Source organism: Halorubrum salipaludis (assembly GCF_002286985.1).
Taxonomy (GTDB): Archaea; Halobacteriota; Halobacteria; order Halobacteriales; family Haloferacaceae; genus Halorubrum; species Halorubrum salipaludis.
In genome coordinates, this window is record NZ_NSKC01000005.1 from 221,531 (window position 1) to 244,636 (window position 23,106).

Genomic DNA, 23,106 nt, shown 5'->3' on the forward strand with positions numbered 1-23,106 from the left:
ATACCTTCTGCCGCGGCCGTAATCGGGACCGGTTACGAGACGCCGGTGGTCGACGGTACTCCCCGAAGACGGGGTCGGAGACGGTTACGTCGAGGCGGCCGCGGTCGGAGGGAAAGCGCCAACACCGCGGGGGACGACCACGGGGTATGGACGAGTCGGCGGACGGGGACGGGAGAGCAACCGGGCGCACGGAAACGGACGGCGGGGCCGGCCGCGGTCGGGCCGCGCTCATCGGGGACGGCGTCGAGTTCGACGGGCGCGACGCCGCGCTCCTGCGCGCGGTCCACGAGGCGGGCTCGGTGGCGGGCGCGGCCGCCGACCTCGGCCGGTCCCGCGCCCGCGCCCTCTCGCGGATCGAGGCGTTGGAGGACGCGTTCGGGACGCTCGTCGAACGCCGGCGCGGGGGCTCCGGCGGCGGCGGAAGCCGGCTCTCGGCGGGCGGCCGCGACCTCCTCGACCGGTACGATCGCCTGCAGGCCGTGCTCGCCGCGACCGCGAGCGTGCCCGAGACGGTGCTCGACGGGACCGTCGCGAGCGTCGACGGCGAACTGGCCGACGTGGACACTGCGGTCGGACGGGTACGCGGGCTCCACGGGGACGGAGACGGCGCGGGCGACGCCCGCGACGGCGCGGCGGTCGGCGACGCGGTACAGGTCAGGATCGGCGCGGACGCGGTGACGATTTATAAGGGAGACGTGGGCGTGGACCCGGATGCGACGAGCGCCCGGAACCGCCTGCGCGGCGCGGTCGTCGGCGTCGAGGCGGGCGAGACGGTGTCGACGGTGCGGGTGGCGGTGGGCGAGGTCGAGTTTCGGGTGTTGATCACGGCCGAGAGCGCGGCGCGGTTGGACCTAGTCGACGGAGAGGAGGTGGCGATCCGGTGGAAGGCGACCGCGACGCGGATCGTGGCGCACGCGGCGGCGTCTCGCTCGTAAACGAAACCCTCAGTGAACGGGCGACGGGGAGAGGTCGATCGAACTCCGCGTTCCGGCAGGATCGCCGCTCTGCCTACTTCCCCCAGAAGGGGTCCCGCTTCCGCTTGGTCTCTAAGTACGCCGACAGCGCCTCGCGCTCGTCGGCCGTGATCTCCTCTTTCAGCTCCTGTTCGAGGATCTTCGCGTGCTTCTCGGGGATCTCGGTCCAGAGCGTGTCGCCCTCCTCGATGTCGCGCCCGACGGTCGGCCCGTCGATGGCGATGCTCACGCGCTCGCCGGCGCGCGCCTCGTCGACGTCGTCGCCCTGCTTTTGAATGCCGGAGAGCTGGCCGGCGCGGTCGAACTCGTTGCCCTCGAAGGCGCCGACGTTGCGGTTGTTCTGGAGCGTCCCGGAGATGATCTCGACGCCGACGACCGCGGGGTCGTTCTGGCGGAACGTGTGGTCGGGGAGGATCCGGAACCGGGAGGGTCGGACGACCTTGTCCAGCACCGTCTCCTGCTGGGCGCGCTGCTTCTCCTCGACGTACGTCTCGTAGTCCTCGATCAGCTGGTAGATGACCTCGTCGGTGAACAGCTTCACGTCGGCGTTCTCCAGCTCCGTCTCGGCGTTCGCGAGGAGGTCGACGTTGAACCCGAGGATGGCCTTGTGCTCGTCCTGGTTCGCGGTCTCGGCCACGGCGATGTCGCGGGGTGCGATGTCGCCGACCTCCGCGCGCAGGATGGGGACCTCCGCCTCGCGGAGCGCGTTCGCCATCGCTTCGAGGGAGCCGAGCGTGTCCGCCTTGACGACGACGCCGTCCTCGGCGGTGTCCACCTCGATCTCCGCGAGCTCGGCTTTCACCTCCTCGACGACCTCCTCGACCGGACGATCGCGGACGACCCGGACCGGCGCGCCGGCCATCGCCCGATCGAGGTCGGGCGCGGCGATCTTCACGCCGGCGGCGGCGCCGACCTCCGCCACCTTCTCGAACTTCTTCTCCGTGCGGATCTCCTCCAGCGGTCGCGGCTGGAGCAGCGCCCGGATCTCCGTGACGATCGGCTCCTCCTGCCCGCCGACGACGATCTGATCGCCGTTCCGAACCACGCCGTCGTACACGACGGTGTCGATGGTGGCGCCGAAGCCGCGCTCGTCTTTCACCTCGAGGACCGTCCCCTCGCCGGCCCCGAAGACGTCGATCGCCATCTCCTCTTTCATGAACCGCTGGGAGAGGCCCATCAGGACGGTGAGCAGGTCGGGGACGCCCTCGCCCGTGATCGCCGAGAGGGGGACGACGCCGATGTTCTTCTGGAAGTCCTGCACGCGCCAGTAGAGGTCGGCCGAGAAGCCGGCGTCGGAGAGCTGGCCGATGATCTCGTAGAGGTTCTCGTTGAGCATCGACTCGGCGCGCTCCGACTGCGCCTCCAGGCTCTTCTGGATCGGCTCGCCGTCCTGCGGGTTCCACCCGGGCGTCGTGTCCACCTTGTTGGCGGCGACGACGAAGGGGGTCCCCGTCCGGCGGAGGATATCGATCGCCTCCTCCGTCTGCGGCTGGAAGCCGTCGTTCACGTCGACGACGAGCACCGCGATGTCGGCGAGCGCGCCGCCGCGGGCGCGCAGCGTCGAGAACGAGTGGTGGCCCGGCGTGTCGATGAACAGGAGCCCGGGTAAATCGAAGTCGGTCGGGTCGATGAGCTCGCCCGCCATCCCGGAGATGGTGTCGAGCGGGATGTCGGTCGCCCCGATGTGTTGGGTGATCGCGCCGGCCTCGCCCTCGCTGACGGCGGAGCCGCGGATCTTGTCGAGCAGGCTGGTCTTGCCGTGATCGACGTGGCCCAGCACGGCGACGATCGGCGTCCGAAGGGTGTCCGCGTTTGTGTGGTCGGTCATCAGTGATCGCCCCGAGAAAGTCGGTTACCTATCGTTCCGCCCGGCCGTCAGTTAAGCCTTTCAAAACGCGCCCGGCCGAAGCGCGGGGGAGGAGCACCGCGATCGCCGCGGCTCGCCCCGCTGACCGGCGTCGCGGCGTCTCGAACCCGTCTGTCGCCCGTCCGACGCCCCGTGGAGTTTAAGACCGTTGCCCGGGACCGTGCGAACATGGTCGACATCCTCGCGGAGAACCTCTCCGGGAAGGCGGTGATGAGCGCGGACGGAACCGAACTCGGGGACCTGTACAACATCACGATGGACCTCAAGTCGGGCGAGCTCGCCGACCTGCTCGTGAGTCCCCACGAGCACCTCAGCCCGGAGCGCTCGGGCTTCGACGTCGACGAGATGGGCCGCCTGAAAGTGCCGGTTGCGAACGTGCAGGCGGTGAAAGACTACATCGTCGTCGCCCGCTAATGGAAGTCCTCGACACCTCGGCGTTCATCCACGAGTACACCACCGACGACGACGTGGTCTCGGTGCCCGAAGTGCACGACGAGCTCACCGGCGAGGGGGCGCTCCGGTTCGACGCGATGGAGGGCTCCGGGATGACGATCCACGTCCCGGCCCCGGAGGTCCTCGACAACGTCCGGCGCGCCGCGCGCGGCTCCGGCGACGCCGCGGAGCTGTCGGACACGGACACCCGGCTGATCGCGACCGCGCTCGAACTGAGCGCGACGCTCGTCACCGACGACTACGCGATGCAGAACGTCGCCGAACGCCTCGACATCGCCGTCGAGGCGATCGCGCGCGACGGCATCTCCGAGGAGCGCGAGTGGCGGTTCCAGTGCGTCGGCTGTAACCGCACCTTCGACGAGAACAAGGAGCGATGTCCGATCTGCGGGAGCGACCTGACGCGGAAGAACCCGGCGTGAGCGAGTGAACGGGCGGCCCGCCACCGTCTGACAGCGATCGGAATCATCGGGCCGAGAGCACCCGAGCCGTTCGTTCAGTGGAATTTCTCTCTGACACATTTAAAATATCGATACTGTTTAATTGTGACATACTCAACTATAACGAGGCGTTCGGCGTGGTCGGGACGGGAGGACGGCGCGCGCCGGCGCCCGCGACGCGTGTTGACGCCGGCATCGACACGCACCGCCCGAGGTGAACCGTCCGAACGAACGACGTCGTAGTCGCCGCACACACAGAGGGGACAAGACCATGCTACCGACCATCGGACGGCGGACAGTGCTGCAAACGATCGGCGTCGCCGGCGCGCTGGGACTCGCGTCCGGCGCGGCGGAGGTGGAGACGGAGACGGAGGCGACCGCCGAGGCCGCCGCGCTGAACCGACACGACGCGCTGCGGACCGGCCGGTTCGAAGTCGAACTCGACGGCGAGGCGGTGTCCGGCTGGCAGACCGTCACCATCCCGAGTCGCTCCACGGAACAGGACGAGTACCGCGAGGGCAACGACGCCGACTACGAGAAGAAGGTCTGGGGACAGACGACGTTCGACGACCTCGAGATGGAGCGGGGGCTCCAGCGCGAGGACGTCAACCGCCTCTACGACTGGCACGAAGCCGTCAGAGCGGGGAAGGCCGACGAGGGGCGGAAGGAGATCGCGGTGAAACTGCTCGACGGGCGAGGCGGAAATCCGGAGCCGCTCCTCGAGTGGCGGTTCGAAGAGGCCTGGATCAAGGAGTACAGCCCGCCCGAGCTCGACGCGAGCGCCGACGGGGACGTGGCGACCGAATCGATCACGGTCGCGTTCGACCGAATGGTCCGAGAGGAGATCTGAGGCCCTCCGGGAGGGCGGCGTACCGGCCCTTCCGCGTCGCTACCCGCCGGATCAGTCGGTCGACGCCTCGTTCGCGTCGCCCCTTCGCGACTCGGCCTCGATCTCGACCGCGCTCGGCCCGCCCTCCTCGCCGGGGACGGCCTCCCGGAGCGCCCCGGCGTCGACGGCGGGCAGCCGGTCGCGGAGCCGCCCCGCGACGGTCCGGGCCTCCGCGATCTCGACCTCGGCGACCGCCCGGACGAGCGCGGCCGCGCGCTCTGCCCGGTCCCGGCGCCACGACTCCTCACGCGACTGGTACGTGCGGATGGCGCGGAGGAACTCCCCCTCCGAAAACTCCGGCCAGTACGGCGCACAGAAGTAGACGGCGGCCTCGTTGCCGTTCGCGTGCCACGGGAGGAAGTTCGAGGTGCGCTCGTCGCCGCCGGTCCGCACGATGAGGTCGACGTCGCGGACCGGGCGATCGTACAGCCGGTCCTCGACCGTCTCGACGTCGACGTCATCGGGGTCGAGGTCGCCCGCGTCGACGTCGCGCGCGATCGTCCGGGCGGCGTCGAGCAGCTCGGTCCGGCCGCCGTACGCCAGTGCGACGTTCAGCGTGAACCGGTCGTTGTCGGCGGTGCGGCGCTCCGCGTAGTCGACCGCGTCGCGCACGCGCTCGGGGAGGCGGTCGACGTCGCCGATCGCGCGAACGCGGACCCCCTGCTCGTGGACGCGGTCGGCGTCGGCGAACTCCCGGAGCTTGGCCTCAAGCAGGTCGAAGAGGGGCGCTAACTCCTCGTCCGGTCGCTCGAAGTTCTCGGTCGAGAAGGCGTACAGCGTCAGCTCCGCGACGCCGAGATCCGCGCACCAGTCGAGCACCCGCTCGGTGGTGGCGGCGCCTGCGCGGTGCCCGTCGGGGGCGTCGCCGCCGCGTTCGCGGGCGTACCGGCGGTTCCCGTCCTGGATGATCGCGACGTGCGTCGGCACGTCCCCGATCTGTCGGCGGAGGTGGCGGCGGTACGCGCGCTCGACGAGCTCGCGGAGGCGGTCCAACATACGGGTCGACCGAGTCGACCGAGCGGTATGTACTTTTACCCTCCGGCCGGTCAGATCACGGCCGATGAACGCCGCCTACGTCTTCGCCGTCGCGTTCCGGCTCGATCCGGACGCGGCGGCGGTCGACCCCGACCGGTTCGAGACGACGCTGGAGATCCCCGCGAGCGAGCCCGGGGCGGCGGGCTGGCTGTTCTTCCGCGATCGCCTCTGGCGCGGCGAGATCGGCGACGAGCCGTCGTTTCGGCGGCTGGCGGCGGAGCGGCTCGGCCTCGCGGACGCCGCGAGCGCCGAGGTCGTCGCCGCCGACTTCCGCGAGCTCCGGACGGACCGCGACCACCTCGACGCGCTGAAACGCGAGGTCGCCGCGGACCTCGACCGGTTCAACGCCGACTCCGTCGACGAGGTCCTGCACAAGTACCTCGGGTCGTCGATCCACGTGCGGGAGTGAGTCGAGAGCGGACCACAGGCCCCCACAACGCACTTATCACCCGGCCGCTTACGGACGGCCCCATGGTCGCCGACTACGACTTCCACCTGTTCGACCTCGACGGGACGCTCGTCGACGCGGAGTGGTCGTACACCCGCGGCGTCTTCGACCGCGTCGGCGACCGGCTCGGTCGTCCCTTCTCGGACCGGGAGGCGTACGTCCTCTGGCACGGGCTCGGCGGCCCCCGCGGCGACACCCTCCGCGAGCTCGGGGTCGACCCCGACGCGTTCTGGCCGGCGTTCCACGCCGAGGAGGACCCGATCGCCCGCGCGGAGGCGACGTACCTCCACGACGACGCCGCCCGCCTGCTCGACAGCGTCGACGACGCCGGCGGGCCGACGGGGCTCGTCACCCACTGCCAGCAGTTCCTCGCGGAGCCGGTGCTCGACCGGCTCGACCTCGACGGCCGGTTCGACGCGGTCGTCTGCTGTACCGACGAGACGGGCTGGAAGCCGGACCCGGCCCCCATCGAGCTGGCGATGGCGGACCTCGGCGTCGACCCCCGGACCGACCGCGGCTACTACGCCGGCGACGGCGAGAGCGACGTGGGCGCCGCGTGGAACGCGGGGCTCGACGCGGTCCACGTCGAGCGCGTGGGCCACGAGGACCGCGGCCGGTGCGTGCTGGGCGACCGGCGCGTCAGCCGGCTCGACGAACTGGTCGGACCGACGTGAGGGCGCCGCGGTCGCCCGCGACCGAAACGGTCGTGAGGCGGCGGGTGGAACCGAGCCCATGACGAAGTGGCTCCACAGCGGCCGCCGCCGCGACCTGTGCGCGCTGCTGTACGAGGCCGGCGAGCTGCGGGCGCAGTCGCTGAAGAGCCGGCTCGAATCGCACTACGACGAGCGGATCGATCCGGGCTCCTTCTACGCGACGCTGACCTCCCTCGTGGAGTCGGGGTTCCTCGACCGGCGGACCGAGGGGATCGCCGACGTGTACGCCCTCACCGACGCGGGCGAGCGCGCGCTCCTCGACCACTACGACTGGCTCTCGGCGAAGGTCGGAGACGGAGACGGCGAGGGAGACGGAGACACTGTCGGCGACGGCATCAGCGACGACGACAGTGACGACGACAGCGACGACGGCGCCGGCGATGACGGCCCCGATCTCAAGGATTAACAAGATCGGTGCGTTCAGTTAATATATGACGGTCGTCAGCGTCTCGATGCCGGAGGAGTTGCTGGAGCGAATCGACGGGTTCGCGGACGAACACGGGTATACCGGGCGCAGCGAGGTCGTCCGCGAGGCCTCGCGAAACCTCCTCGGAGAGTTCGAGGACGCGACGTTGGAGGACCGCGACCTGATGGCGGTGGTGACCGTGCTGTTCGACTACGAGACCACGAGCGTCGAGGAGCGGATGATGCGGCTCCGCCACGAGAACGAGGGGCTCGTCGCCTCCAACGTCCACAGCCACGTCGGCTCGCGGTACTGCATGGAGCTGTTCGTGCTCGAGGGGCGGTTGGAAGACATCTCGACGTTCGTCGGGAAGATCCGCGCGACGAAGGACACGCTCACGGTCGACTACAGCGTGACGCCGGTCGACGAGTTCGGCGCCGACGCCGACCCCGCGGCGGCGGACGGTCACGGCCACGGTCACGGTCACGACCACTGATCAGGGGGACCGAAGTGGCCGTCCGTTTTCAACCTCCTCCGCCATCCGTCTCCGCGTCCGCGAGCACGCCGACGAACGGCACCGCGAACCCGACGGCGTAGCCGGCGAGGTGCGCGAACACGTTGCTTCCGAACGGGACGAGCACCAGCGATCCGATCACGCCGGCGGCCGCGACGCTCGCGCCCGTGACGTACAGGAGCTCTCGCTCCGGAGACAGGCCGAGCCCCGTCACCCGCGGGCGACCGGTCGCGAGGGACAGCCCGGCCGCGGCGACGACCGCGCCGACCGCGAACAGCGATCCCACGGCCGGCAGCGGCGGGAAGTAGCCGACGCCGCTCGGCGCGAGGTGCGCGAGCGCGAGCGACGCGAAGACGGCGACGACCGACCACCGCGGGTCGATGTCGGCGGGCGACCCGCGTCGAGTTTGGTTCCGGTTGCCGCCCCGGTCCTGGTCCCCGCCCCGGTCCTGGTCCCCGCCCCGGTCTCGGTCGCCGTTCCGCTCCCGGTCGCCGTCTCGCTCCCACTCCGCCGCGAGCGCCGCGAACCAGACGACCACGAGGTAGCCGAGGAGCGCGCTGTTCACGTCGGAGAAGCCGGCGGTCGGCGCGTCGGTCATCCCGCCGAGCGCGACGACGGTCGCCCACGCGGAGACGAGCGGGACGACCGCGAGGTAGACCGCGACCGAGCCGAGGAGCCGCCGGCGCCAGCCGGCGACGACCGAGAGGGGATACGCGACCGCGACGAGCAGCCAGTAGTTGACGACGTTGTCGGCGAGGTGGACCGGGTCGGCGTGGACGAAGCTCGACGCGAACGCGGTCCACAGCGACCACCGGTTCTCGAGCACGCCCTCGGTCGCCAGCGAGAACCGCCACGCCTCGACGCCGGGGAGGAGGCTCACGCCGACGAGCAGCGCCGGCAGCGGGAGCGTCACGAGCGCCAGCTCCGCGGCTGGCCGCGACCGAACCGCGGCGAGGACCGACGCGAGCAGCCCGCGAAGGGTGGGGGGCTTGGCGGAGCCGCCGTGGCGACTCGCCGGATCCCGGTCGCGGTTTGTCGGATCCCGGTCGCGGCTCGCCGATTCTCGAACGCGTTCGCCCGGACCGCCGTCTCCCGACATGTCGCCCACCTACGGCGTCGCCGGGCGGACGCTCTCCAGCGCCGCCGCGAAGTCGTCGGCGGTGACGCCGACCTCGTCGGCGTGGTCGTTGGCCGCCGCGCCGTGTTCCTCGGCGACGCGCTCGATGGCGATCAGGGCGGCCTCCCGGCACAGCGACGCGAGCTCGGCGCCGGAGTACCCCTCGGTCTCGTCGGCGAGGTGCTCGAGGTCGACGCCCTCGAGGAGGGGCTTCTCGCGGGTGTGAACGTCCAGGATCTTCCGGCGCGCGTCGCGGTCCGGCTCGGGGACCTCGATGTGCGTCTCCAGTCGGCCGGGCCGGAGCAGCGCGGGGTCGAGCGACTTGCGGCGGTTCGTCGCCGCGAGCACGACGAGGTTCGGGTTGTCGCTCGCGCGGTCCAGCTCCGTCAGGAGCTGGGAGACCACGCGCTCGCCGACCCCGGAGCCGTCGCCGCCCGCGCCGTCGCGGTCGGCCGCGATCGCGTCGATCTCGTCGAAGAAGACGATCGCTGGCGCCGCCTGCCGGGCGCGGTCGAAGAGGTCTCGGACCGCCTTCTCCGACTCGCCGACGTAGCGGTCGAGCAGCTCCGGGCCGGCCACCTGGATGAAATTCACGCCGCTCTCGCCCGCGATCGCGCGGGCGAGCAGGGTCTTCCCGGTGCCCGGCGGGCCGTGGAGCAGGACCCCCGTCGGCGGGTCGGCGTCGGCGGCCTCGAAGAGGGGGCCGTACGTCAGCGGCCACGTCACCGCGCGCTCCAGCTTCTCCTTCGCCTCGGGGAGCCCGCCCACGTCCGCGAAGTCGGTGGTCGGCTGTTCGGCGACGTACTCGCGCATCGCGCTCGGCTCGACGCTCGCGTGGGCCGCCTCGAAGTCGGCCTTCCCGACGGTCACGTCGTCGAGGGCCTCGGCATCCGACTCGCGGGCGCGCCGCAGCGCGGTCATCGCCGCCTCCTGCGTGAGCCCCTCGATGTCGGCGCCGACGAAGCCGTGGGTCCGCGCCGCGATCCGGTCGAGGTCCACGTCGTCCGCGAGCGGCATCCGCCGCGTGTGCACGTCGAGGATCTGCCGGCGGCCGGCCTCGCCGGGGACGCCGATCTCGATCTCGCGGTCGAACCGGCCGCCCCGCCGGAGCGCGGGGTCCAAGGTGTCGACGCGGTTTGTCGCGCCGATGACGATCACGTCGCCGCGGGCGTCGAGCCCGTCCATCAGCGAGAGCAGCTGGCCGACGACGCGGTTCTCCACGTCGCCGCCGTCGTCCCGTTTCCCCGCGATCGAGTCGATCTCGTCGAAGAAGATGATCGCCGGGGCGTCCTCGCTCGCGCGCTCGAACACCTCCCGCAGGCGCTCCTCCGACTCGCCTTTGTACTTCGACATGATCTCCGGGCCGTCGACGGTGATGAACGTCGCGTCGACCTCGTTGGCGACGGCGCGGGCGATCAGCGTCTTCCCGGTGCCCGGCGGGCCGTGGAGCAGGACGCCCTTCGGCGGATCGATCCCGAGCCGGGTGAACACGCCGGGCTCCGAGAGGGGGAGCTCGATCGTCTCGCGCACCAGCTCCAGCTCCTCGTCGAGCCCGCCGATGTCCTCGTACGTCGCGCCCGCGGTGTGCTCGGCCGGGGGCTCGGCGGCGTCGCCGGCGGGTCGGGCGTCGGTTCCGGGGGCGCCGGGGGCGTCGGTTCCGGGGGTGTCAGGGGTGTCGGCGCTCCCGGTTCCGGGAGATCGGTCCGCGGGGGAGCCGGTTCCGGCCCGGGCTCCGGACGTGGATTGGCGATCCTGTCCGCCGCTCACGCTGCCCCGAGATCCGCCCTCGTCCCCGTATCGCACCGACACGTCGGTCCGGTTCGTGACGCGCACCGTGCCCGCCGGGTCGGTCTCGGCGACGACGAACCGGATCCCGCCGAGCCGCTCGACGTGGACCGCCTCGCCCTCGGTGACGGGTCGGTCGCGGAGGTCGCGGGCGAGCGCGCGCTCGACCACCTCGCGGCTCACGTCGACGTCGGCGAGCTCCGCGGGCGCGGCGAGGATGACCCGGTCGGCGTCCCCGACGTCGACGGCGGCGACGGTGACGGTGTCGCCGACCTTCACGCCGGCGTTCGCGCGGGTGTCGGCGTCGATGAGGACGGAGCCCTCTTGCGCGTCCGCGCCGCCGGGCCACACCTTCGCGACGGCGGTGCGCTCGCCGCGGATCTCGACGGTGTCGCCGCTGAGGAGGCCGAGTCGCTTCCGGGAGGATTCGGGGAGCCGAGCGATGCCCCGGCCCGCGTCCCGCTTCTCGGCGGCACGCACCGTGAGCCGGAGGCCGTCGGTGTCGTTCATACGCTCCGTTCCGGCGGCTGACCCTTTATCCTTGCCCGGCGGGCCTCCGCTGACGCCGAACGTGCCCGCCCCGCCGCCGACCGCAACCCCCTTACCCCGCCCGGACCCGTCGTTCGGTATGCAACCGACAGGGCACCTGCGCGGCGACGCGGTCCGCGTCGGCGGCGACGCCCGCCAGCGGTTCCACGACTCCGGCGGCTACGGGCGTCCGCTCGACGGCAACGAGATCGCGCTCTCGCGGGTCGAGGCCGCCCACCTGCTGTTCCGCGGCGACCTCTCGGGAATCGCGCTCGACGACGGCGGGAGCCGCGGCGGCGACGGGAACGGCGACGGGGGAGGCGAAGTCGGCTTCGAGCGCTTCTTCGTCGAGTGTGCGGCCGCGGCCGACCGCTTCGCGGTGCGCTACCTCGTGTACGCCGACCTGCGCGACCGCGGCTTCTACCTCTCGCCGGCCCGCGAGCCGTGGCCCGGCGGCGACGTCGACGCCCCGGACGCGGTGGATTTCATCGCCTACGAGCGCGGCTCGACCCCCGACACGGGGAACGTGAAGTACCCCGTGCAGGTCGTCGGCGAGCGCGAGTCGCTGTCGGCGGCGGGGCTCGCCGGGCGCACCCTCGCGGTCGTCGACGAGGAGTCCGACATCACGTACTTCGCGGCGACCGAGGGGACGATCGCGGGCGCGACAGACTACGAGCCCCCGGACCGCCTGACGGGCGTCCTCCTCGCCGACCGCGTCGTCGTCTGGGACGCCCCCGAGGGACTGTACGACTCCGGCTTCTACGGCCAGCCCCTCACCGGCCGCGCCGCGGCGATCGAGGGCGCGGTCCAGCTCTCCTTAGTCGAGGCGGCGTCGCTCGCGGCAGACGGCGTGCTGTCGCTGTCGGCGTCGGTGGACGCGGCGGGCGGGAAGAGCGGCGAAGCGGCCGGCACGGGAACCCCGGAGGCGGACGGCCCCGCGGCCGCGATCGTCGCCCGCGGCCGCGACGTGGAGGGCGAGCGCTTCGACCGCCGGCTCGCCGTGTACAGGCGCCTCCGCGGGGCCAACGCGGTTCCGAAGACCGGCTTCAAGTTCGGCGCCGACTTCCGGACGTACCTCGACGTGGAGACGGTCGAGGACCTCCCCCACTCCGAACACCTCGTGCGCGTCGTCGAGGGCGACCACCGCTTCTCGCCGCGCGAGCTCTCGCTCGACGTGCGGCTCGCGGGCGGCGTGCGCAAGGAGATGGTGTTCGCGCTGACGGAAGTGGCAGGAGACGGCCGAAGCGACGAGGTCGCGGAGCCCGCCGAGGACGACCCGGTCCCCGACGCCGACGTGGAGTGGCTCTCGATCGGGCGGCTGACGCCGTGACTTCCGCGTCGGAATGAGCGGAACCCTTTTTTGACGCCTCGCCGTCCCCGCGTCTATGCCATTGCCCTCCGCGTCCGAGCCCGAGCCGAGCGCCTACGACATCTCCACGGTCGACCTCAGCGACGACCGCTACGAGGTGAAGCAGTCGGCGATCCGGAACAAGTACACCGTCCGCGACGGCGCCGGGAACGTCGTCCTGCGCGGGAAACAGAAGATGTTCAAGCTGAAAGAGGAGTTCCCGTTCGTCGACGGCGACGGCGAGGACGCGTTCTCAGTGAAGGCCGGCGGCATCATGGACGTCGCGGGCAACTACGCCATCACCGACGCGGGCACCGGCGAGGAGGTCGTCGTGTTAGACGAGGACTACTCGCTGTTCGTCGAGAACTGGACGGTCCGCGACCCCGAGACGGGGGAGGCGCTGGCGACGATTCAGTCGAAGAACAAGCTCCTCTCGGCGCTCCGGCACCTCGTCGGCGCCGCGAATCTCTTCCCGAACAAGTACGAGATTTTCGACGCCGACGGCGGGCACGTCGGCGACATCGAGGGGCAGTTCTCGCTGCGCGACACCTACACCGTCACCGTCGACGACGCGAGCGACGTGCCGAAGGAGGCGGTGATCGCCGCCGCGTGCGTCCTCGATGCACTGGAGAACAAGTAGCAACGGTCGCAGCATCTGGGAAGACTGGACACTGTCCCGCAGGTGAGGCGCACAAACGCGGTTCAGCGATAAAGTGGTCTGAAACGGCCGGCCGATGGGATCTGCGAACTGATCTATTCACGTCAGGAATATAAACGGAATTGCGAGAAGAGCCCCAATAAAAACGAGTGCAGAGAATACGTTCCACGATTGAGTGGTAATACTGTAAAGTAAGCCCACAAGAATGGAGACATACCCAACAGAGACGAGAGACAATATTGTCTCCCTATTGAGGAGTCCATCTTCTCTTCCATTTCTCAGTACCATACTATCACTCCAATAAGAGGAAATAAAAATGCAGTGCCACCGAATTGTACGAACACTGAGTCCCCTGTACTGAGCAATTCGTGAGGTTTTACCGAACGGGTTGTTCCCCGTCTTTTTCCTGTCGAAACGTTATCGTCGGAGGGCGAACGAGACTCAGAGACTAATGATCGACGACATTTTCGAAGCGGTCTTCGATGTCCTGCTCGGATTCATTCCGAACGTCGTGTTGGGGGCGATCGCGCTGGTCGTCGGTCTCGTGACGACGGCCGTGGGAATCGCGACGCTGAGCGATCCCGGAATGGCGGGCGAAGCGCTGACGATCGTCGGCCTGTCGGTGGTGGCCGGCGTCCTGATCCTCTGGCGTCGGTAGCGGTTCGTCGATCGCGACCGGCTCGCTCACTCCCCGCCCAGCTTCGACTCGCCGACCGAGTCGTGGCCCTCTATCACTTCCGTCCCGCCCATGTACGGGCGCAGCGCCTCGGGGACGGTGACGGTGCCGTCGTCGTTCTGGTAGTACTCCAAGATGGCGACGACGATCCGCGGGACCGCGAGCCCCGACCCGTTCAGGGTGTGGAGGAACTCCGCGGACTCGTGGTGCTCCTCGCGGTATCGGATCTGCGCGCGACGCGCCTGGAACTCCTCGAAGTTCGAGACGGAGGAGACCTCCAGCCAGCGGCCTCCCTGCTCGGGGCCCTCGTCCATGTCGTCTCCGGGCGCCCACACCTCGATGTCGTACTTCTTCGCCTGCGTGAACCCGAGGTCGCCGGTGCACATCTCGAGGATGCGGTAGGGTAACTCGAGGCGACGCAGCACCTCCTCGGCCTCGTCGACGAGCCCCTCGAAGCGCTCGTCGCTCTCCTCGGGCCGGACGAAGTTCACCATCTCCACCTTGTTGAACTGGTGGACGCGGACGATGCCGCGGGTCTCGGTGCCGTGCTCGCCCGCCTCCTGCCGGAAGTTCGGCGTGTACGCCTGGTACTTGAGCGGGAGGTCCTCGCCCAGCAGGATCTCGTCGCGGTGGAGGTTCGTGACGGGCACCTCCGCGGTCGGGAGCAGCCAGAGGTCGTCGTCGTCGTACTCGTCCTCGTTGGTCCCCTCGACGCGGTAGGCGTCCTCGGTGAACTTCGGGAGCTGGCCGGTGCCCCGCATCGACGCGGAGTTGACCGGGATCGGCGGGAACACGTCCTCGTATCCCTGCTCTCGGTGCACGTCGAGCATGAACTGGATCAGCGCGTGCTCCAACCGGGCGCCGTCGCCCTTCGCGACGTAGAAGCCGCCGCCGGCGACCTTCGCGCCGCGCTCGAAGTCGAGGATCTCGAGGTCCTCGCCCAGGTCGTAGTGCGGCTCCACGTCGGTCGGGAGATCGCGGAGGTCGTCGAACCCCTCGCGGCGCCGCTCGACGTTCTCCGACTCGTCTTCGCCGATCGGCACCGACTCCTGCGGGATCTGGGGGAGCTCGAGCAGCGACGCCTCCAGTTCGGCCTCCAGCTCGTCGGCGCGCTCCTCGATATCCTGGAGCTCCGCTTTGAGCTCCTGCGAGCGCTCGATCGCCTCCTGGGCCGCCTCCTCGTCGCCGGCCTGTTTGAGGTCGCCGATCTTCGAGGAGACCTCGTTGCGCTCGTGGCGCAGGTCGTCGCCGCGGCTCTTCAGATCCCGCCACTCCTCGTCGACGTCGAGTATCCGGTCTAAGTCCACGTCGACGCCCTTGTTGGCGAGCGCCTCGCGGACGACCTCGGGGTTCTCCCGGACGAACTGTCGAGACAGCATTTGACGGGAGTTCCGCGGGGCGACCCAAAACCGTATCGGAGCGTCGGCACCGGTTGGCATGGAGCCTAAAAGTGATCAGAGCGGATAACCGCCCGACTGCGGTTTCCGGCCGAGCCGGTGTCCGCCTAGTTGGTGATCACGTGAGCGACGCAGTCCTCGTCCACCAAAGTCCCGTCGGCGGACAGCCGAGCGCAGTTCTGGACGCCGTCAGAGCCGCCGGGGAACTGGTCGACCGGTACGACTTCGACCGTCAACACGAGCGTCGGCAGACACTGGCCCGCGCTGAGTCCGCTGCCGTTCTGATGCGTGGCGGTGACCGTTCCGCCGCTCGCCGAGGCGCTCCAGCCGCTTCCGGACGCCGAGACGAACGTAATCCCGTTCGGCAGGGTGTCCGTGACGGTCAGCTGCCCGTCGCAGGTCTGCTCTTGGAGCATGCAGACGTCGATCTCGTAGGTCGACTGCTGGCCGTACTGGAACTGGCCGCCGGTCGTCTTCTCGATGTTGAGCCCGTCACAGGAACTCTGCGGGGGCTGGACCGCGACGCTGACGCAGCTCCGGTTGTTCCTGGCGTTCGCGTCGTCCGATTCGATGCTCGCGCAGTTGCGGATCGCGTCGCCGGTCTCGTCTATCGAGCCGATCTCGACTTCGAGGACGAGCGTCGGGAGGCAGTCGCCGGGCGCCAATCCGCCGCTGTTCTGATGTTCCGCGGTGACGACGCCGCCCGATTCGCTGATCGACCAGCCGCTGCCGTCGGCGTCGAGGAACGTCACGCCGCTCGGCAGCGCGTCGACGACCGGGACCGGACCCCGGCAGCGCCCGTCGCCCTCGTTGCAGACGGTGATCTGGAACTCGGTCGTGTCGCCGGGCGCGACGCTGTCCGCCTCGTGGATCTTCTCGATGGCCAGGTCGCAGTCGCCCCCGGTGCCGGTCGTATCGATCGGGACGCTGACGCAGCTCCGGTTGTTGTCCGAGTTCGCGTCGTCGTACTTGAGGCTCGCACAGTTGCGGACCGCGTCACCGACCTCGTCTATCGAGCCGACCTCGACTTCGAGCGTGAGCGTCGGCAGGCAGTCGCCCGGAGCCAAGCCGCTGCTGTTCGGATGTTCCGCGTCCACGACGCCGCCGGTCTCGCTGACCGACCAGCCGCTCCCGCTCCCGCCGAGGAACGTCACGCCGCCCGGCAGCGAGTCGACGACCGGAACCGGGCTGCGACAGCGCTCTCCGCCGACGTTACAGACGGTGATCTCGAACTCGGTCGTGCCGCCGGGCGCGACCGCCTCGCCGTCGTGTTCCTTCCGTATCGAGAGGTCACAGGCGCCGCCGACGGTATCCGTGTCGACGGGAACGCTAATGCAGTCTCGGTTGTTGGTCGAGTCGGCGTCGTCGCTCTTGATGCTCGCGCAGTTGCGGATCGCGTCGCCGGTCTCGTCTATCGAGCCGATCTCGACTTCGAGGACGAGCGTCGGGAGGCAGTCGCCGGGAGCTAAGCCGCCGCTGTTCTGGTGTTCCGCGGAGACGACGCCGCCCGATTCGCTGATCGACCAGCCGCCCCCGCTTCCGCTGAGGAACGTCACGCCGCCCGGCAGCGTGTCACCGACCGGGACCGGCCCTCGGCAGAGCCCGTCGCCCTCGTTGCAGACGGTGATCGCGAACTCCGTCGCGCTACCGGGCACGGCGAGGTCACCGCGGTGCTCCTTCGATATCGACAGGTCGCACTCGCCGGTTCCCGTGACCGGGACGGTGACGCAGTCGGTCTTGTAGCTCAGGTCCGGGTCGCCCTGTTCGACCGTGACGCAGTTGCGGACCGCGTCGCCGACTTCGTCCGGAGATCCCACGTCGACCGCGAGAGTCAGCGTCGGCAGACAATCCCCGGGGTTCAGACCGCTCGCGTTGGGGTGCTCACAGGTCACGACCCCGCCGCTCTCGGTGCAGGTCCAGTCGGTCCCCGTGTCCGCGGCGTACGTCACGCCGTTCGGGAGGTCGTCCGTGACGGTTACTGTGTCCTCGCAGCTGCCGTCGCCGTCGTTACAGACGGTGATCTCGAACTCGGTTGCGGTCCCGTACGAGACGGAATCGCCGACGTGTTCCTTAGTGACCGACAGGTCACACCGTCGGCGAGGCGGCCACGTACAGCCGGCCAGCGAGATCGCGCCGCCCACGCCGACCGTCTGAAGGACGCGTCGCCGGTTGATCGATCGCTTGTCTGTCATCGGAACCGCCGCTCCTCCGATAAAATTCGGGCGTTGCCGACGAGTTGGTCCGTCTCACGGCCGCGACTCCGCGGACCCGATCGTGATCGAGTTCGAGGCGACCGAGTCCGAGTGGATCGAGTCCAAGGAAAGCCGCATTGGCGGCGTCGTTGGCACGGGAAGATACCGTTTCCGTTGAGCTGGTGTGTGGCTGTCATATTCACGCATGAAATCAGACCCTACCGATCGGTAAGTGTAGGATATAATTTATGATTATTCCTATGAGTAGATGGGCACGATATATATACCTGTCGTGGAGACGATCGACGAGCGGCTCTTTCCTGTCGCTACCGAGCGGCATCTTCGGGAGCGGCGGTTCGCTCACGAGACCCGCCGCTTCCCGGTCAGGGGAGTATCGTGAAGCTCGCGTACAGCATGAACAGCGCGAGACCGGCGACGATGATCCCCATCACGCGCATCAGTAGGATCCGCGTCCCGCTCGGTTCGATCGTCTGTGTCGAGCCGTCTGGGGAGCGCAGGTTCCATCGGGTCATTCGACGGGGGAACGCCGCCATCGCCAGCGCGCCCGCGGCAACGAGGAGGGGGACGACGGCGAAGAACAGTCGGAAGGGAGCGGGGAACATGGCCGAGGGTACGACGCGAACGCCCCGAAAATCTTACGCCTTCTGAGCGTTTCCGCGGGGCTCGCGACCGCTTCGAGCGATGCCGTTAGTTCTTGGTCGGGGTCGGAACGCTATCCTCAGTACCCGCCCGGCAGCCCGAAGACCACGGCGAGCGCGAACAGCGGCACCGCGGCGACGACCGCGTACCACAGCCCGGCGGCGACGAGGAGGACCCACGTCGAGACGCCGTACCCGGTCGGGTCCCAGTCGACGCCGAGCCGCGGGAGCCCGAACACGGCGACCGCCGGGGCGGCGACCGCCGTGAGGGCCCCGCCGACCAGCGCGGTCTCGACGAGCGCGTTGCTCCAGGCGGCCCCGGCCGAGTCGACGAACCCGACCGTGAGTAGGACGCCGGCGAGGTACGGGACCGAGAGCGCCAGCGCGACGCCGACGTACGACGGTACGAGCCGGCCCGCGGGCGGGAGCGAGCGGAACAGTGCCCGGAACCGCGCCGCGATCAGGAAGGGGGACCAGAGCACCGCGGCGACGACGCCGGGGAAGACGAACAGCGCGAGCGTGAACAGCCAGCCGGTCAGCTCACCGGCGACGCTGGCGAGACCGAGGACCATACGCCGTCTCTCGTCGGACGTGTCAAACGCTTTGTGGTGGGTCGAACCACCACGATTTAAGCGCCGCGCCGCGAGCGCGTACCCATGCTCATCACGGGTGCGGAGCTGGCCGACGGGCGGGTCCGCGACGTTCGGGTCCGAGGCGGGACGGTCGACGCGGTGGAACCGACGAACGCTGGACTCGACGCCGACGCGGGGGAGCGCGTCGTCGACGCGCGGGGGCGCCACCTCCTCCCCGGCGCCGTCGACGTCCACGTCCACTTCCGCGAGCCGGGCGCGAGCCACAAGGAGACGTGGACGTCGGGCTCGCGGGGCGCGGCCGCGGGCGGGGTCACCACCGTCGTCGACCAGCCGAACACCTCGCCGCCGACCGTCGACGGCGACGCCTTCGACGAGAAGGCCGCCCTCGCCGCGCCGTCGCTCGTCGACTACGGGATCAACGGCGGCGTCACCGGCGACTGGGACCCGGAGAGCCTCTTCGAGCGCCCCCTGTTCGCGCTCGGCGAGGTGTTCCTCGCGGACTCGACCGGCGACATGGGGATCGCACTGGACCTGTTCGAGGACGCGCTCGCCGAGGCGGCCGCCCGCGACGTGCCGGTCACGGTCCACGCCGAGGACGAGACCCTGTTCGACGAGGGCGCGCTCGACGGCGACCTCGGCGGGGTCGGCACCGCCGCGACCGCCGACGCCTGGTCCGCCTACCGGACCGCCGAGGCGGAGGCCGCGGCGGTCGAGCGCGCGCTCGACGCCGGCGCTGAGAGCGACGCGCAGGTGCACATCGCCCACACGTCGACGCCCGAGGGGATCGACGCGGTCGCGGAGGCACGGGCGGACGCGACCGGGGACGCGCCGCCCACCTGCGAGGTGACGCCGCACCATCTCTTCCTCTCGCGCGAGGACGCGGGGCGGCTCGGGACCTTCGGGCGCATGAACCCGCCCCTGAGGTCCGAGAAGCGCCGCGCGGCCGTCTTCGAGCGGCTCCGCGACGGCGACGTCGACGTGGTTGCCACTGACCACGCGCCCCACACGGTCGCGGAGAAGCGACAGGGACTCACCGACGCGCCGAGCGGCGTGCCCGGTGTGGAGACCCTCTACCCGCTCCTCTTGGAGTCAGTCCGGAAGGGGAACCTCTCCTTGGAGCGCGTCCGCGACGTGGTCGCCGCCAACCCCGCGTCGATCTTCGGGATCGAGGGGAAGGGCCGGATCGAGCCCGGCGCCGACGCGGACCTCGTGGTCGTCGACCTGACGAACCCCCGCGAGATCGAGGCCGGCGCGCTCCACGGCGCGGCCGGCTGGACCCCCTTCGAGGGGCTGCTCGGCGTGTTCCCGGAGCTGACCACCGTCCGCGGCGAGGTCGTCTACGAGCGCGACCCGGTCACCGGCGCGGAGTCGTTCGGCGAGCCGGTCGGCCGGAACGTGCGGGAGGCGTAGCGGAGGCGGGCGTGGGATCGGCGGATCGGCGCCGTCGGAACCCTATTACACGCACTATTCGGTTCTGAACGGGCGGTCGCCTGGGAGTGCTTCTCGATCGATAGCGGGAGTGGGTATATCGAGACGGTGGGTCGGATGTTTATAAGTGGTTGAGCCGGGTCGTTGGCGGGTGTTTATAAGTGTTCGTCGATAGTACGATGACGGCCTCCAAAGCCCCAGTCGCTCGATTGTAAGTGGTCGCTGATGACTCTACGATGAAGACTCCCAAAGCCCCAGCCGCGCTCGGCTCCCACAGCTCGCTGCGCTCCTCGCCCGCTCACTTCGTTCGCGGCCTGCGGTGCTTGCGTCGCTGGGGTTCGCCGAGCGCGACTGCCCCTTTGAGTCCCGCCCCGCACAGCACCGCAGCCTCACGCCTCCCCAGCCTCGTCGGCCGGCGCTTATAAGCGCCGGCCGACTCCAGCGAGGGACGGAGTCCCTCGAGCAACCGGGCTTCGCCCGGTGACAGCCGGACGTAGTCCGGCGACCTCGCGCGTGTTGCTCGGCCGCAGGGCGGCCTCGCAGGCACGCGCCAACTGCATCTTCTTTATAAACGATTGTCGCCGTCGCTCACAGTCGTTTAAATATTGTATTTCGCCACCATCTTGCGAGACTTACTCCCGTCGTCGATCAAAATGCAGGTTCGGTCTGTTATCTGATTCAGGTGGATACCGATAGAAACGACGCCTCTCGACGTGCTCTCTCACCCTCGCTCCGCTACGCTCCCCGCCGGCCGCGACGCGCCAGCGCTCCGCTGGCGAGAACCACCGAGAGGAGCGCGACCGCCGGCCCGAACCCGGGCGCCCCGTCGACCGGGATCGGGCCGTCGCCCTCGACCGCCACCGTCGTCGACGCCTCGTCGGTCAGGCCGACGGCGCTCACCGTCACCTCTCCGGCTCCGCTAACTGTGATTTCTTGCTCGATCGTCGCCTCTTCCCCGGCGTCCAGCCGCACCGGGACGGTGGCGATCGTCTCGCCGCCGACCCGGAACTCGATCTCGCCGCCGGCGGGGACGGTCGCGTCGTTGCCGACGGTCGCGGTCGCGACGACCGACTCGCCGGCGTCGACCCGGCTGCTGTCGACCGAGACCCCGCGGACGCTCGGGCGGGCGGGCTCGGAGACGGCCACGGTCAGGCGCTCGCTCCCGATCCGGACCTCGTGCTCGCCCGGCTCGTCGAAGCGGTGTTCGAAGCGCTCGACCGTCTCCTCCCCGCCGTCGAGCGACCCCGACCGGTTCGCGACCGGCTCGCCGTCAACCGACAGCGTCAGGTCGTAGCTCCCGGCCGCGCCGCCCGTGTTGGACGCGACGACGGAGAGCGCCAGCGACTCGCCGCCGACCAGCTCGACGGGGTCGCGGGCGACGGTCCGGTTCCGGTACTCGCCGGTCGCCCGCACGCCGTCGTCCGCGAGCGCGTAGCCGACCTGCGCGGGCGTCTCGCCGAACGCCGCCGCGTGGGCGTCCCGGTCCCACGTCTCCGCTGTCGTCTCCGTGGTCGTCAGGCGCTCCGCGTCGGCGCGGACCTCGGTCGCGGTCGCGTCGTCCGCGCCCTCGGCGGCCGCCGCCTCGACCGCGTCGAGGATATCCTCGTTGGTGATCGGTCCGTCGGCCTCGTTCAGCTCGCGGAGGACCGTCGCCAGCGACGCGGCGCCGTCGGTCTCGGCGCGGAGCCGGCGGTCGATCTCGCCGGCGACGAGCGCACCCTTCGTGTAGTCGGCGTTCCCCTCCCACGTGTTCGGGTCGGCGAGGACTGACGAGGCGTCGGGCTCGCGCTCGCCGCGCGCCAACGTGGCCTCGAACTCGTCGAAGTCGGCGGCGCCGCGCTGGAGCGCGAACAGCGCGGCGTAGTGGGTCGCGCTCGCCTCCGTGATCCACCGCCCGCTCGACTCCGTGCGATACGCCTGTCGGGTGTGGACGTACTCGTGGGTCCAGACGTCCGCGGCCGTGCCCGCGGGCTCCTCGTCGCGGACCCACAGATCCGCGTCGCCGGTCTGGAGCCCGCGGACCGCCCACGACACCTCGCCCGTGGGCGCGGCGATCGCGACCACCTCCGCGCCGCGGGCGCCGACCTGCAGCGCGGTCGACGCGTCCGCGAAGACGCCGAACACCTCGTCGGGCGTCGCGACCGGCTCCGCCGCGTCGGGGACGATCAGCCGGTACCGCTGGCCCGCGGCCTCGCGGACGTGCTCCTCGTGCGGCCCCAGGAACGCCATCGACCGGGAGGCGACGCCCTCGCCCGCGACGACCGTCTCCCGGTCGAGCCGGACCTGTCCCTCGTACTCGCCGGTGTACGACCACGCCGCGCCGACGCGGGGCGTCCGGACGAGCGCCCACTCGCCGGCGTCGACGAAGCGGTAGGTGCCGTCGACCGCGAGGGGCCCCTCCCCCTCGACCGTGTCGTTCGCTTCGGTCGCGTAGGTGAGCGAGGGGTCCGCGGTCTCGCCGTCCCACTCCCAGACGGAGCCCTCGCTCCCGTCGTCGTCGGCCGGCTCGAACCCGTCGGCCTCGACCGCGCCGCCGTCGGCGACGCTAAGCAGGGTCACTTCGAGCTCGGTGACGCGGTCGGGGATCTCCGCCCGCGTCGTGACGCCGACCGTCCCGCGCTCGTCGGTCTGGGCGAGCTCGCTTCGCAGCCGGATCACGTCGCCGTCGTCGGTCTGTGCCACCGCCTCCGAACCGCCCGGAGACCGGTCCGAGAACGACTCGACCGCGGGGTTCGCAGCTTCCGTCGCGCCGGGAGCGCCCCCGACCACTGCCAGCGAGGCGATCAGGAGCGCGGCGACGGCACACGCGACGGCGGCGGTTCGAACGCCGGCGGACGACGCGGACCGACTCATGGGTACCGTACCGCACCCGCCGACCATAGGGCTGTTCGTGGGCGCGTTGACACGACGCGGTCGTCGGGCGGACCGGATCCGGCCAGTCCGGTCGGGCGGGAGAGTAAGGGGGAGGGAGCGTGTGACAGGTCCCTCCGTG

The 23,106-nt window shown here is 70.3% G+C and carries 22 protein-coding genes; 12 read left to right on the forward strand and 10 right to left on the reverse strand.

The features are described 5' to 3' along the window. Nucleotides 1-146 precede the first annotated feature (146 nt). Nucleotides 147-935 carry a TOBE domain-containing protein gene (locus CK500_RS10970; RefSeq protein WP_095637262.1) on the forward strand — a complete coding sequence of 263 codons (789 nt, stop codon included), beginning with the start codon at nt 147-149 and terminating at the stop codon, nt 933-935. A 73-nt stretch (nt 936-1,008) separates the two neighbouring features. On the opposite strand, the gene infB is transcribed toward CK500_RS10970, so the two are convergent. Next, the gene (gene infB, locus CK500_RS10975; protein ID WP_095637263.1) at nt 1,009-2,802 is read right to left on the reverse strand and encodes a translation initiation factor IF-2; all 1,794 of its coding nucleotides are present in this window, start codon (nt 2,800-2,802) and stop codon (nt 1,009-1,011) included. 207 nt (nt 2,803-3,009) lie between these two features. Between infB and CK500_RS10980 the strand changes: the two genes are divergently transcribed. The 3 genes from CK500_RS10980 to CK500_RS10990 all read left to right on the forward strand — a co-directional run bounded on the left by CK500_RS10980 (nt 3,010) and on the right by CK500_RS10990 (nt 4,581). Continuing rightward, on the forward strand, nt 3,010-3,255 hold the full coding sequence (locus CK500_RS10980; protein ID WP_095637264.1) for a PRC-barrel domain-containing protein: 246 nt from the start codon (nt 3,010-3,012) through the stop codon (nt 3,253-3,255). After that, nucleotides 3,255-3,713, forward strand: coding sequence for an NOB1 family endonuclease (locus CK500_RS10985; protein WP_095637265.1), 459 nt, complete (start codon nt 3,255-3,257; stop codon nt 3,711-3,713). The genes CK500_RS10980 and CK500_RS10985 overlap by 1 nt, the downstream gene beginning before the upstream one ends. Nucleotides 3,714-4,029: 316 nt before the next feature. Next, entirely contained in the window at nt 4,030-4,581 is a 552-nt protein-coding gene (locus CK500_RS10990) for a phage tail protein (protein ID WP_158224043.1), read from the forward strand. 51 nt (nt 4,582-4,632) lie between these two features. Here CK500_RS10990 and uppS read toward each other — a convergent pair whose 3' ends face one another. After that, entirely contained in the window at nt 4,633-5,616 is a 984-nt protein-coding gene (gene uppS, locus CK500_RS10995; protein WP_095637267.1) for a polyprenyl diphosphate synthase, read from the reverse strand. A gap of 64 nt (nt 5,617-5,680) precedes the next feature. Between uppS and lwrS the strand changes: the two genes are divergently transcribed. From lwrS to CK500_RS11015, 4 genes are all read left to right on the forward strand, one after another. Then, nucleotides 5,681-6,064 carry an LWR-salt protein gene (gene lwrS / locus CK500_RS11000; RefSeq protein ID WP_095637268.1) on the forward strand — a complete coding sequence of 128 codons (384 nt, stop codon included), beginning with the start codon at nt 5,681-5,683 and terminating at the stop codon, nt 6,062-6,064. Nucleotides 6,065-6,126: 62 nt separating this feature from the next. After that, nucleotides 6,127-6,777 (forward strand): HAD family hydrolase, encoded by a 651-nt coding sequence (locus CK500_RS11005; protein WP_095637269.1) that lies wholly within the window; start codon nt 6,127-6,129, stop codon nt 6,775-6,777. Nucleotides 6,778-6,835: 58 nt separating this feature from the next. Next, nucleotides 6,836-7,222, forward strand: coding sequence for a PadR family transcriptional regulator (locus tag CK500_RS11010; RefSeq protein ID WP_095637270.1), 387 nt, complete (start codon nt 6,836-6,838; stop codon nt 7,220-7,222). Nucleotides 7,223-7,247: 25 nt separating this feature from the next. Continuing rightward, complete coding sequence (locus CK500_RS11015; RefSeq protein WP_095637271.1) at nt 7,248-7,715, forward strand: CopG family ribbon-helix-helix protein; 468 nt, start codon at nt 7,248-7,250, stop codon at nt 7,713-7,715. Between the two features lie 28 nt (nt 7,716-7,743). Here CK500_RS11015 and CK500_RS11020 read toward each other — a convergent pair whose 3' ends face one another. Both CK500_RS11020 and CK500_RS11025 read right to left on the reverse strand, forming a co-directional pair. Continuing rightward, complete coding sequence (locus CK500_RS11020; RefSeq protein WP_144049551.1) at nt 7,744-8,832, reverse strand: rhomboid family intramembrane serine protease; 1,089 nt, start codon at nt 8,830-8,832, stop codon at nt 7,744-7,746. Between the two features lie 9 nt (nt 8,833-8,841). Continuing rightward, nucleotides 8,842-11,145, reverse strand: a complete 2,304-nt coding sequence (locus tag CK500_RS11025) for an AAA family ATPase (RefSeq protein WP_095637272.1) — start codon at nt 11,143-11,145, stop codon at nt 8,842-8,844. Nucleotides 11,146-11,263: 118 nt separating this feature from the next. Here CK500_RS11025 and endA point away from each other — a divergent pair, with 118 nt between their 5' ends. Next, complete coding sequence (gene endA, locus CK500_RS11030; RefSeq protein ID WP_095637273.1) at nt 11,264-12,493, forward strand: tRNA-intron lyase; 1,230 nt, start codon at nt 11,264-11,266, stop codon at nt 12,491-12,493. A 55-nt stretch (nt 12,494-12,548) separates the two neighbouring features. After that, a complete protein-coding gene (locus CK500_RS11035) occupies nt 12,549-13,151 on the forward strand; it encodes an LURP-one-related/scramblase family protein (RefSeq protein ID WP_095637274.1) in 603 nt (200 codons plus the stop codon). 117 nt (nt 13,152-13,268) lie between these two features. Here the strand turns inward: CK500_RS11035 and CK500_RS16885 are convergent, their stop codons facing one another. Further along, nucleotides 13,269-13,457, reverse strand: a complete 189-nt coding sequence (locus CK500_RS16885; RefSeq protein WP_144049552.1) for a hypothetical protein — start codon at nt 13,455-13,457, stop codon at nt 13,269-13,271. Between the two features lie 163 nt (nt 13,458-13,620). Here CK500_RS16885 and CK500_RS11040 point away from each other — a divergent pair, with 163 nt between their 5' ends. Further along, on the forward strand, nt 13,621-13,827 hold the full coding sequence (locus CK500_RS11040; RefSeq protein ID WP_095637275.1) for a hypothetical protein: 207 nt from the start codon (nt 13,621-13,623) through the stop codon (nt 13,825-13,827). Between the two features lie 26 nt (nt 13,828-13,853). Here CK500_RS11040 and serS read toward each other — a convergent pair whose 3' ends face one another. The 4 genes from serS to CK500_RS11060 all read right to left on the reverse strand — a co-directional run bounded on the left by serS (nt 13,854) and on the right by CK500_RS11060 (nt 18,665). Further along, complete coding sequence (gene serS, locus CK500_RS11045) at nt 13,854-15,224, reverse strand: serine--tRNA ligase (RefSeq protein WP_095637276.1); 1,371 nt, start codon at nt 15,222-15,224, stop codon at nt 13,854-13,856. A gap of 125 nt (nt 15,225-15,349) precedes the next feature. Next, entirely contained in the window at nt 15,350-17,434 is a 2,085-nt protein-coding gene (locus CK500_RS11050) for a DUF11 domain-containing protein (protein ID WP_095637277.1), read from the reverse strand. 383 nt (nt 17,435-17,817) lie between these two features. Beyond that, nucleotides 17,818-18,057 carry a hypothetical protein gene (locus CK500_RS11055; protein ID WP_095637278.1) on the reverse strand — a complete coding sequence of 80 codons (240 nt, stop codon included), beginning with the start codon at nt 18,055-18,057 and terminating at the stop codon, nt 17,818-17,820. A 116-nt stretch (nt 18,058-18,173) separates the two neighbouring features. Beyond that, entirely contained in the window at nt 18,174-18,665 is a 492-nt protein-coding gene (locus CK500_RS11060; protein ID WP_095637279.1) for a hypothetical protein, read from the reverse strand. Between the two features lie 84 nt (nt 18,666-18,749). Between CK500_RS11060 and CK500_RS11065 the strand changes: the two genes are divergently transcribed. Beyond that, the gene (locus tag CK500_RS11065; protein ID WP_095637280.1) at nt 18,750-20,096 is read left to right on the forward strand and encodes a dihydroorotase; all 1,347 of its coding nucleotides are present in this window, start codon (nt 18,750-18,752) and stop codon (nt 20,094-20,096) included. A gap of 753 nt (nt 20,097-20,849) precedes the next feature. Here the strand turns inward: CK500_RS11065 and CK500_RS11070 are convergent. Further along, a complete protein-coding gene (locus CK500_RS11070; RefSeq protein WP_095637281.1) occupies nt 20,850-22,967 on the reverse strand; it encodes a hypothetical protein in 2,118 nt (705 codons plus the stop codon). Nucleotides 22,968-23,106 lie beyond the last annotated feature (139 nt).